Source organism: Crenothrix sp. (genome assembly GCF_043729335.1).
GTDB lineage: Bacteria > Pseudomonadota > Gammaproteobacteria > Methylococcales > Methylomonadaceae > Crenothrix.
The window spans coordinates 19,511-30,999 of sequence record NZ_JAYTLQ010000003.1; the positions used below are offsets into that span (position 1 = coordinate 19,511).

General features: G+C 43.3%; 7 protein-coding genes. 4 read left to right on the plus strand and 3 right to left on the minus strand.

Annotation, left to right across the window (positions count from 1 at the left end; genetic code table 11):
- The first annotated feature begins 264 nt into the window (after positions 1-264).
- Complete coding sequence (locus ACHZC4_RS02260; protein WP_394752150.1) at positions 265-1,770, plus strand: endonuclease/exonuclease/phosphatase family protein; 1,506 nt, start codon at positions 265-267, stop codon at positions 1,768-1,770.
- A gap of 41 nt (positions 1,771-1,811) precedes the next feature.
- Entirely contained in the window at positions 1,812-3,407 is a 1,596-nt protein-coding gene (locus ACHZC4_RS02265) for a phosphatidylserine/phosphatidylglycerophosphate/cardiolipin synthase family protein (protein ID WP_394752151.1), read from the plus strand.
- A 159-nt stretch (positions 3,408-3,566) separates the two neighbouring features.
- On the opposite strand, the gene glgB is transcribed toward ACHZC4_RS02265, so the two are convergent.
- Positions 3,567-5,756, minus strand: coding sequence for a 1,4-alpha-glucan branching protein GlgB (gene glgB, locus ACHZC4_RS02270; RefSeq protein WP_394752157.1), 2,190 nt, complete (start codon positions 5,754-5,756; stop codon positions 3,567-3,569).
- 330 nt (positions 5,757-6,086) lie between these two features.
- Between glgB and glgC the strand changes: the two genes are divergently transcribed.
- Positions 6,087-7,355, plus strand: a complete 1,269-nt coding sequence (glgC, locus tag ACHZC4_RS02275; RefSeq protein WP_394752152.1) for a glucose-1-phosphate adenylyltransferase — start codon at positions 6,087-6,089, stop codon at positions 7,353-7,355.
- 81 nt (positions 7,356-7,436) lie between these two features.
- Positions 7,437-8,915 carry a 4-alpha-glucanotransferase gene (gene malQ, locus ACHZC4_RS02280; RefSeq protein ID WP_394752153.1) on the plus strand — a complete coding sequence of 493 codons (1,479 nt, stop codon included), beginning with the start codon at positions 7,437-7,439 and terminating at the stop codon, positions 8,913-8,915.
- A 157-nt stretch (positions 8,916-9,072) separates the two neighbouring features.
- Here the strand turns inward: malQ and ACHZC4_RS02285 are convergent, their stop codons facing one another.
- Together ACHZC4_RS02285 and ACHZC4_RS02290 are read right to left on the minus strand one after the other, a co-directional pair.
- Positions 9,073-9,948 carry a quinoprotein dehydrogenase-associated putative ABC transporter substrate-binding protein gene (locus ACHZC4_RS02285; protein WP_394752154.1) on the minus strand — a complete coding sequence of 292 codons (876 nt, stop codon included), beginning with the start codon at positions 9,946-9,948 and terminating at the stop codon, positions 9,073-9,075.
- A 144-nt stretch (positions 9,949-10,092) separates the two neighbouring features.
- Positions 10,093-10,863, minus strand: a complete 771-nt coding sequence (locus ACHZC4_RS02290; protein WP_394752155.1) for a metal-dependent hydrolase — start codon at positions 10,861-10,863, stop codon at positions 10,093-10,095.
- Positions 10,864-11,489 lie beyond the last annotated feature (626 nt).

Genomic DNA, 11,489 nt, shown 5'->3' on the forward strand with positions numbered 1-11,489 from the left:
GCCGTGTGCAAAAGACATCCGAGCACTAGTAGAAGAGTGGGTTCCACTTAAACGGGGACAAAATGCACTATTACAGCGGTAGATTGGGGTGACGTTAGGAACCCCAACACATTACATATCTTATCGTTGGGGTTCGTTACCCCGCCCCAAGCTACAAAACTACCGTTCGAGAATCAAAAGCCATTAACTTAATGGCAGTGACCGAAAGGTGGGATAAACTGTAATCTATTGCAAACCTATCCCGTTATAAATAAGCAACCCAGCATGGAAAAAATTCAACTACTTTATATCGAAAATATCTTCACCAGAAAAAAAGGACAGGTTCAACAAGCCTTAAGCTTTTTTATGCGTGTGGAAAATACTCATCCCACGAAACAAATTGATGTTGTTTGGCGCGGTGAAGACGGTATATGGCAAACACTGCCTGCAAGCTATCACAGCACGCTGGATGACAGATGGGAATACTGGTGTGCCAGCGCATTATTTCAGTTAACCGCAGTGTATTCATTGCCAGGTAATATCGAATTTGGCATACGCTATCGCGCTCTAGCTAACGAATATTGGGAGAATCGCGGCGGCTTGAATTATACCAGCCAAGCTGATTCTGGCATTAAGATAGCTCAGGATTTTCAGGTTTTGAATATCGCGTTTAACGATAGATTGGCGAATAATCAACACTCTTTGCCCATTACCGTAGCCGTCAACTCCAAGCTTCAGGCAAAAAAAGTTACCGTGCATTGGACGACAGATAATTGGCAAACGGTTTATAAAACGCCATGTCAGTTTAAAAGAACTTATTGGGATGACAAATCGCACAGCAATGCCAGAAATCCCAATCAGGAGGCTGTGCAAATTTGGCATGGTGCGCTAAAAATTAATCAGGTTTTTCGGGTGCAGTATTGTATTGCCTGTGAAGGTGATGATCAGCTGCTGTGGGATAATCATTACGGTAAAAACTATTCCATCAGCCGTGCCCCGTTAACCGTCATGATTCTTAATTTGCATTGTTATCAGGAAGATAATCAGGATGCCAAATTTTCCCAAATTGCCAAGGCTATTGATGATTTGGCTGTGGACGTAGTGTGTTTTCAGGAAGCGGCGGAATTTTGGAACAATGGTGCCGGTGATTGGCATTCAAATGCAGCAAAAATCATTAATGATCGCCTGGCCAAGCCTTATTACATTTATGCTGATTGGTCACACAAAGGCTTTGATCAATACCGTGAAGGTATTGCCATTTTAAGCCGTTATCCGCTGCTTGAAACAGATGCCCGTTATGTCTCCCAAAGCCATGATATCTACAGCATCCATTCCAGAAAAGTGGCGATGGCTCAGGTGCAAGTGCCTTATATAGGATTGATTAATATTTATTCAGCACATTTAAGCTGGTGGGAAGATGGTTTTGCCCCGCAATTTGAAAGCTTGCGTGACTGGGCTGCTGAAAACCATACTAAGGAAGTGCTAGCTACCTTGTTGTGCGGCGATTTTAATATTACGCCAGACTCAAAAGGTTATCGATTAGTGATGGATTTTAATGATTATGACGATCAATTTTTAGTCGCCAATTCACCGGATATAGCCCATAAAGTTGTCCAGGTTAATGATCCGTATTGGCAAAACCAGCCCATGGACGATTATCGTATCGATTACATTTTTATGCATAAAACCAGTCAATTAAGCGTGACTTCGAGCAAGGTTTTATTTACCGACACGGATTACGGCAAAGTGTCCGATCATTGTGGTTATGTGATGACATTTGAGCCAAAATAAAAATAATCGTGACTTTTTTGATTTAACTGATAGGAAAAGCAATGCGCTATGCTGAACAATTGGCCACCCCTACACATGGACATTTAGGTGGCTTTTTCCAACGAGTGAATGATTTTAACGACAAGTTCCACGTCCGCTGGGCCAAGATTGAGTTTGATGTGCATTACGGTGTTCAAGCCAATCTAAAAGTAATGGTGAAGGTTTACCGCGAACACGGTATCTGCGAAACCTATATTGTCGATACCGATGCACACGATGTGCAATGGGATAAGCATAAGCGCAGCACACGGGATTTTTATATCCATCCACATTCCCATCATTTCGGACGGATTAACGGGGTTAAATTTTCTTATATTGTGCATTTGGATGAGCAGTCTATTTTCTCCCAACAAGATTATATTTTCATGGAAGCGGAGCAAGTCCATACAGAAAATCCGCAATACCGCCATATAACAGCCGAGTGGTCAACGGAAAATCATTATCGAAGTTATGAACGCAATGCCGGTGAATTGCAAGGCTATGTTGATGGTTATAATCATCATTTTGAGTGGCTCAATCTAGTTCCGAAATTTACCAAAGGCCAGCAACATCATCTGTTTCATCCCAAACGTTTTATCCATGACCATATTGATAAAGTCATCCGTGCCAAGCATGACAATCCAGAGCGCTTTTGCACGATTAAAGTCAGTGTAGATTGTATTGATGACGGTGATTTTATTAACCATTTGATTCATGCCAGGGAGCAAGGTGTTTGGGTACAGTGCATTGTTGATTGGCGCAAGATGACGCTCACTAACAGCGATAATTATGCACGGCTAAAACGCTCTAAAATTGAATTGCTGGGGGTTTTTTGTAGCCCAAAGCATCACTTGATTGAAGTTGAGCCGGACATGCACACCAAGTTTGTTATTTTTAACGATGAGGATTGTATCCTGGGTTCATTTAACATTACTTTTGATCGGTGGTGGGCTAATTGGGAATCGGGTATGAGCTTTCATTCCACAGGTGTCTGTGTGCTGCTGGATAATATTTTCCAAAGCCAGCGTGGTGGGGTGATTCAAAAATACGGTATTGATCCGTTAAGCCATTTTAATGTCTTGTACACGTTTGGCAGGCACAGCATGCTAAATGGCAAAATTTATTTTCCACACCAGGCTATTTTGGCAGAAATACACCGTGCCCGGCGTTCAATCAAAGCCTCGTTATTTTTAATCGGTGATTTGTTGGGCGACCATCATGACAGCGTGGTTAATGCTTTAATACAGGCGCAAGATCGGGGCGTGGATGTGCAGCTTTTATTTAATGGTCATTTAGCCAGGCAAGGCAAGATAGGCATAGAACGTACAATGGCTGAAGAGCTTAATCGTCCGTTATTGCCCGCCATACACCGGTTAAAATCGGCGGATGTTTCGGTGGGTTTGGTGTATGGCCTGGATGATCATCCGGTGCCGTATTCACCCATCCATTCAAAATATTGTGTGATTGATGAAGCCATTGTTATTGATGGCAGCTTTAACTGGTACAACACCTCGGTTTTTTCTCATGACCTGATTGTGGTGGCGAATAATACGGAAGTGGCTCAGCCCTATCTTTACGAATTTGAGCAGATAAAACGGCTGTTTAGGGTTTATTACTGAGGCTTTTCGCTATCGACGAAAAGCATGGGAGACGCAAAATATTGCGTTTATTGTTACGGGTAGGTTGGGGTGAGGTAACGAACCCCAACATGTGATACACCGCGCAGTTGGGGTTCCTAACGTCACCCCAACCTACAAAGCTATAATGTACGCTAAAATTTATACCAGTTTAAAAATAATGCCTGCCAAAGGCGGCAATGTCAGGTTGATGGAATGCGGGTGATTCATCCAGGGCGTAGATTCTGATACTACCGTACCGTTACCGGTGTTGCTGCCAAAATAATATTCAGAATCAGAATTAAAAATCTCCTGATAAACACCGGCTTCCGCCACCCCTATTCTGTAGTTGTGTCTGGGTACGGGGGTAAAATTAAGGATGACAATCAGATTTTCTAAATCGCATTTGCGTTGATAACTGATGATAGATTGTTGCACATCATGGCAATCGATCCATTCGAAACCTTGGTGCTCAAAATCGTGGGTAAAAAGGGCAGGGTGGCTTTTATAAACATGATTCAAATCTTTAACCAGGGCTTGTACGCCACGGTGATGCGAATAATCCAGTACATACCAATCTAAAGCCCTGTTGGCACTCCATTCAGTACCTTGGCCAAATTCACAGCCCATAAACAACAGCTTTTTACCCGGATAAGTGTACATAAAGGTATACAGCAAGCGTAAATTAGCAAACCGTTGCCACATATCCCCCGGCATTTTACTCACCAACGAACCTTTGCCATGCACCACTTCGTCATGCGAGAAGGGTAGGGTAAAATTCTCGCTAAACGCATACAGCATACCGAACGTAAGCTGGTCATGATGATATTGGCGATGGATAGGCTCTTCGCTCATATAAGATAGAACGTCGTGCATCCAGCCCATATTCCATTTCATGGAAAAACCCAATCCGCCCGTCCAGGTGGGCTTGGTCACTTGCGGCCATGACGTGGATTCCTCCGCCATTATCACCGTACCTGGGTGTTGGGCGTGCGTAGCCGTATTGAGCTCTCTTAAGAAGTCGATAGCTTCCAGATTTTCATTGCCGCCGTAAATATTGGGTATCCAGTCATTGGCTTCGCGCGAATAATCCAGATACAGCATGGAGGCCACCGCATCCACTCTTAAGCCGTCAATATGGAATTCTTCCAGCCAAAACATAGCACTGGCAAGCAGGAAGTTTTTAACTTCGTTGCGGCCATAGTTATAAATTAAGGTTCCCCAATCACGGTGCTCGCCTTTGCGTGGATCTTCATGTTCATACAGTGCGCTGCCATCGAAATTGGCCAAAGCAAAAGTATCTTTAGGAAAATGCGCCGGTACCCAATCTAAAATAACGCCAATGTTATTTTGATGACAGGTATCCACAAAAAAGCGGAAATCATCGGGCGTGCCGTGACGGCTAGTCGGTGCAAAATAACCGGTGGTTTGATAGCCCCATGAGCCATCGAAAGGATGCTCGGTGATCGGCAATAATTCAATATGGGTAAAGCCCATGTTTTTAACGTACTCAACCAGTTCAACGGCTAAATCGCGGTAAGTTAAAAAATTACCACAATGGTCACGTCGCCACGAGCCCAAATGGACTTCATAAATGGACATGGGAGTATGCAGCCAGTCAGCGCTAATACGTTGCGCCAGCCATTGCTGATCTTGCCAGTCGTAGTCTTTTTCTTTAACAATAATAGAGGAAGTATTGGGGCGGAATTCAAATTGCTGGCCGTAAGGATCTGATTTCAGCAAAATTTGATTACTGTAACGGTTTAAAATTTCAAATTTATACAAACAACCTATCGTTAGGCCTGGAATAAACAACTCCCAGATACCGCTGCCACCCAGACTACGCATAGGGTTACAGCGACCATCCCAGTGATTAAAATCACCAACAACACTGATTCTTCCCGCGTTCGGCGCCCACACCGCAAATAAAACGCCTTCAATTCCGTCTATACTGTGTAAATGCCCACCCAGTTTTTGATAAATATGCCAATGTTTACCTTCACCAAACAAATGTTGGTCAAACTCCGGCATTTGGGCATCAAAATTGTAAGGATCATAGTTTTCGTGTGGGTCACCGTTTTTATCTATCCAGGCCAGTTTGTAATGCTTAGGTAATACATCCGGATTAAGGCTAGCCACAAAGAAATCAGTGCCAGCGACGCGTTCGAGCGCAATATTAGTATCACTCAGGCGCACACTTTCCGCATACGGCATATAAACGCTAATTTTTAATTGCCCATCTACCGGGTGACCGCCCAAAACGGAAAAAGGATCATGGTGTCTGGCTTCCATGATTTTTATTAAGTCGACATTGATTTTTATCAAGTCGACATTTAGTGTATCTGTCACCATAAGGCTGGCTTCCACAGGTTGCGGTGATTTAATTTTTACACCGGTTTTTCGGGGTGTTTTGGCCGGTTTTTCTGGCACTTCTGTAGCAATAACAGAAGCAGAATCAAAAGCATCTGCATTATTTGGCTTTAAAGTCGCTTTACTGGTCCGCTTAGGTTTTGGCTTAACTTCCTGCGTTGATTGATTGATTTCTGTGGGTTCTGTTTCAGTATTTGTTTTTTTTGTACGTTTTTGCACTTGTAAGAGTCCCGCTGTAGTATAGAATAATCGCTACGCAGATGTTACCAAACACCACACTAGAAGTGAATCTATTCCCTTAGGAGATTGAGCATGCCCGCATCAAACCCACAAAACATCCATCATCTCACCCGAAATACCATTGCGCTAATACTCGCAGGGGGGCGGGGTTCACGGTTAATGGATATGACAGATTGGCGCGCCAAACCCGCTGTGCCCTTTGGCGGCAAGTTTCGGATTATTGATTTCCCGCTATCCAATTGCGTTAATTCCGGCATACGTAAAATCGGTGTTTTAACACAGTACAAAGCGCATTCCTTAATTTTGCATATTCAGCAAGGCTGGGGCTTTTTACGCGGCGAGTTTGGCGAGTATGTGGAGTTATTTCCGGCACAACAGCGGCATGATGAGGATTCTTGGTATAAAGGCACGGCTGATGCGGTTTTTCAAAATATTGATATCTTGCGCACACGCGGCCCCAAGCATATTCTTATTCTTGCCGGAGATCATATTTACAAGATGGATTACGGCACAATGCTGGCCGATCATGTGGAAAAAAATGCCGATTTAACCATTGGCTGTATTGAAGTCTCTCTGGAAGAAGCGAGGGCTTTTGGGGTTATGGATGTTGATGCTAATCGCCGGGTTAAAGCCTTTGTAGAAAAGCCTGAAAATCCTCCCATTATGCCTGGCCGTACCGATACTGCGTTGGCATCGATGGGCATTTATATTTTTAACGCCGATTTTTTATATGAGCAACTCATTAAAGATGCGGATACCAAAGGCACAACCCACGACTTTGGCAAAGATATTATCCCCTCAGTGATTAGCAAATATATGGTCAATGCCTACCCATTCCTGGATTTACAAAGCGGAGAACAAAGCTACTGGCGCGATGTAGGGACTATTGATGCCTATTGGTCTGCCAATATGGAGCTGATTGGAATTAACCCGAACATGAACTTGTATGATAAAAACTGGCCTATCTGGACGTATCAGGAACAAAATCCACCGGCCAAGTTTGTGTTTGATGATGATGACAGACGCGGCGAAGCAGTGGATTCTATGGTATCCGGTGGTTGTATTGTTTCAGGAGCCAAAGTACGTCATTCATTATTGTTTTCGAACGTGCGGGTTAATTCATTTACCATTGTGGAAGACAGTATTGTGTTGCCACAGGTTAATATTGGCCGCCATTGCCGCATTACCAAAGCGATTATCGAAAAAGGCTGTGAAGTCCCAGAAGGGACTATTATTGGCGAAAACAGGGCCGATGATGAAAAAAGATTTCATGTCAGTCCGGGCGGTGTCGTTTTAGTCACGCCAGATATGTTGGGGCAAAAATTGCGGTATGTGAGATAGCTATTGTATTTGCAAAATTGGCAGATAAATCCGAGCAGTCAAAATATGGCGTTAGCTATTTAAAATCAGGGAATTGTTAACATGAATAACATTTTAAATACACGTCGTGCTGGCGTATTACTGCATATTACGTCACTGCCCGGAAACAATAGCCAAGGTGATTTAGGACCAGAAGCTTATCATTTTGTCGATTTTTTACACGATACCGGCGCTACGGTATGGCAGACATTGCCTTTAGGCATTACCCATCTTGATGGTTCGCCTTATCAATGTTTGTCAGCCCATGCCGGTAACCCAGCGTTAATTAATTTAGATTGGCTGGTAGACCAAGGCTGGCTTTACCCTCCTTCAAATTTTGATGTGTACAAAGATGTTTCACAGACTGACCGCTATTATCTTCTGACCGAGGCATATCAGGGGTTTTTAGTGCGGGCAACAACGCTGCAAAAAAATGAATTTCAAGCTTTTTGCGAGGACAAAGCGTTCTGGCTAGATGATTTTGCTTTGTTTATGGTGCTCAGACAGGAGTTTAATCAGCAATGCTGGAACCAATGGCCCGCTGCGTTAAAAGAACGTGAAGCCCAAGCCTTAGCGGCAGCCCATCAACAATTTAAAATTCAAATTGCGGCGGTTAAATTTCAGCAATATGTTTTTTTTACCCAATGGCTGGAATTAAAAGTTTATGCCAACCAAAAAAATATACAGTTGTTTGGTGATATTCCTATTTTTGTGTCTTATGACAGCGCCGATGTGTGGGCGAATCGAAAGGTATTTAAGCTGGATGATAATGGTGAAATGCTGGTGGTAGCGGGTGTGCCGCCGGATTATTTCTCTGAAACCGGCCAGCGTTGGGGTAATCCACATTATAACTGGGATTATTTACAGGAAAGCGGTTTTGCTTGGTGGCTAGATAGAATGCAAACTCAGCTTGAACAGTTTGATGTGTTACGTATTGATCATTTTCGGGGTCTTGAAGCAGCCTGGGAAATACCCGCGCATGAACCCACCGCGATTCATGGCGAGTGGGTAACCGCGCCAGGTAAAATGTTATTAACTGCTATTACTGATAAATTTGGCGAAGTGGCTTTGGTGGCCGAAGATTTAGGTATTATTACCCCAGAAGTAGACGCTTTAAGGGACGAGTTTCATTTGCCCGGCATGAAGATTTTGCAGTTTGCTTTTGGAGGTGGCGCTGATAATCCTTATCTGCCACATCGTCATGAACAAAACAGCGTGGTCTATACCGGCACCCATGACAATGACACCACCGTAGGTTGGGTTGATAGCCTGGATGATGATCAGCGCCGATATATTTATGAGTACCTGGATAATCCGCAAACGCCATTACATTGTGCGTTAATACATGCTGCATTGGGTTCGGTTGCCAATCTGGCTATCATCCCTATGCAGGATGTATTGGAATTAGGTTCAGAACACCGGATGAACACCCCAGGCACAACCGAAGGCAATTGGCACTGGCGTTTTCAATGGGAGCAGTTAACCCCTGAACGAATCGCCCGATTGGCTCATTTGACGGGGTTGTTTAATCGCAGGGCGTAGGATTTTTTCTGGCTAGAACATACAGCGTTTTCAGTATCGATTAGTTATATTCGATGGAGTACAAACCTAGGTTTGCACTCCACTGCTAATAATTAAGTTATTCAGCTGATATGAAAACGCTGTAACTATCAAGCAGAAACATGCTTTTCCAGTGTAGTTAATCATCGTCCTTTAGCGCTGCACTTTTAGAAATCGGCAATAAGGGAATATTATAGGTAGCGATAATTTCCTGAATTTCTTTTTGTTTTTTAACGATTAATTTGTTCAACACCTCTTTTCTATCCGCATCACTTTTACGCACACCCATTGACATCGGAAAATCAAACCTTAATTTGGTTGATGACTTCATTGGCACCACGTTATAGGTGTTTTTGGGGCTTTGTGAGATAACATAACCTGCCATCGGCCCCCATAAAATTACCATATCAATCTTTTTGGCTTTTAAATCCTGATCTATTTGCATAGCAACATTGTTGTCTTCGTCACTGCTCATACTTTGATAAGGAATACCTTGATCTAACAAACCGCTTTGTTGCAGCCAAGTCGTGCCAGGGCCTCGGTCAAACATGGCAATTTTTAGTTTTTCCTGCTTTTCGGGTGAGAGATGCGTGAGTTGTGCCGCATCTTGGGTAATATCATCATAGCCACGGCCTTTAGCCACCAATAGCACGTAGGTTGATTGATAGTAAGGTTCGGTGGTCAAGGCCATGTCATAACCGGTGGGCAAGCCCATCACCACATCGCATTTAAAATCTTTGGAATCGATAATTTTGTCATTGACGGGCGCATTTAAAGTATTACGGATAAAACCGATACGCTGCGGTAGCCAAGTGTACTCCAGTGTTTGTCCTAACTCTTTAGCAAAAAGGGCAGCGATTTTGTTTTCAAAACCGTCTTGTTTTTTGCTGGAGTAGGGTGGGTTGAGCGGATCGGCGCAGACTTTAAATTTTTCTTGTGCGTTAGCAGCAGGGATTACGCTCGTTAACAATAGTGCGGTTATAAGCGCATTAATGTGAGGATAGGTAATTCGCATTGGGTTCTCCTTGCGTGTAGCCAATTATAGTGGCGATAGTTTACTGGATAAAATAGCAAAGTGCAGTGTTGATAGCACACGCTCAACAGCTTCCTTAACTTTGGCTGTTCTTTTAGCCCTCAAAATTACTTTCTAGCTCAACAGTTATTTTTTCTTAAGGGCTTTAATCGGCTTTGCACTTTCCAAAGAATAATCCAAAATATCTGCAAACCAGCGATTACCCGTAGGCAACCATTTTTTCTGGAAATCCTGTTTTGCCAGCGCACTATTAAATATCTGCCAATAGCTTTTAATAGGTGGCGAAAAATGAATAAAAACTGCCAAAACAATAACCATCAGCGTACTCGCGCCCCAATTTTCTCGACTAAACAGCTTAAGCGCCGTACCAAACGATTTTTTCATACGTTTGTTATGCAAATCTACGCTGTACAGCTCATCGAGCGTTAAATGCACAAGATAGCCGATGCCGACAAATATACCTGAATTCCAGGCTATGCGCGGCGTGTTATGCAACAGATGGAAGCTAATGCTCACCGCTAACATAGCCATAAAAGCCACCGCCAGCAAGGAATGAAATGTGCCTCGGTGTATGGTCATGCTGATAAACATTCTATAAACCAAATGCCGAATGGCAAAATAAATGGCCGCCCAAATGATAAGCAACTCTGCAAAACTGTACTGCATTGCCAAATTGAATATCATGGCAAAGGCACAATACATCGATAAAAAATAAAAAATCATCGTTAACGGTGTGGATTTATCCGAATCGATATCCGGCAACAAGCCACCTAAAATGCCCAACAAAAAATAACTGCCTGTTTCCCAGGGCTTAGCGAGTTGTAAAGTGAGTAAACTAATACTGGCCATGCCGCTCATTGTGGTTGCAACGATTAAGTGAGTTTTAAAATTGGCCATAGTAGAGGTGTAAAAGGAATATTAAAGGCAGCATTTGGATGGAATGTTCGAATTTGTGATCAGCAATTAAAGGCAAGTGTAGGCTGGAAAGCGCTGGGCAGTGGGTTTCATTTTTTACTTTTTTAACGACAAACGCTTTACCTGAAACAATGATAGCCGACTGGTGTCGGTAACGCTTGTTTAAAGTGGCTATCCATTTAAGATGGGGCAGGGAGTGTCAATTCGTTCGTATTAGCACTCAGTCAATCTTACAGTGCCGAGTACTATAAAATACTCTGCTCGTCTGAGCTTGTCGAAAAACTTGTGGTTCATGGTTCGACAAGCTCACCACGAACGGTTTTTTAAAATATCTGACTGAGTACCAGGTCTGTTGAAGTACAATTTTCAGAGGCTCCCATGATAGAATCATGACATGATTAGTAGCTCTTCAACCCCGCCACTACGCAAAATTTTGACTGTTTCGCAGCTTAACCGCGAGACCAGCAAACTGTTGGGCGAGTATTTTTTCTCGGTGTGGGTAGAAGGTGAAATTTCGGTAGTCCCTACAAATCAATGCAGGTTGATTTTTATCAATGGGTTACCAAAATAGGTGCCACAAACAGGAATCTCCAAGTCAATGCCTCCTG

Excerpts from the sequence above, each read along its gene's own strand:
- ACHZC4_RS02260 (WP_394752150.1), top strand. The coding sequence starts at position 265 with ATGGAAAAAATTCAACTACTTTATATCGAAAATATCTTCACCAGAAAA.
- ACHZC4_RS02265 (WP_394752151.1), top strand. The coding sequence starts at position 1,812 with ATGCGCTATGCTGAACAATTGGCCACCCCTACACATGGACATTTAGGT.
- glgB (WP_394752157.1), bottom strand. The coding sequence starts at position 5,756 with ATGGTGACAGATACACTAAATGTCGACTTGATAAAAATCAATGTCGAC.
- glgC (WP_394752152.1), top strand. The coding sequence starts at position 6,087 with ATGCCCGCATCAAACCCACAAAACATCCATCATCTCACCCGAAATACC.
- malQ (WP_394752153.1), top strand. The coding sequence starts at position 7,437 with ATGAATAACATTTTAAATACACGTCGTGCTGGCGTATTACTGCATATT.
- ACHZC4_RS02285 (WP_394752154.1), bottom strand. The coding sequence starts at position 9,948 with ATGCGAATTACCTATCCTCACATTAATGCGCTTATAACCGCACTATTG.
- ACHZC4_RS02290 (WP_394752155.1), bottom strand. The coding sequence starts at position 10,863 with ATGGCCAATTTTAAAACTCACTTAATCGTTGCAACCACAATGAGCGGC.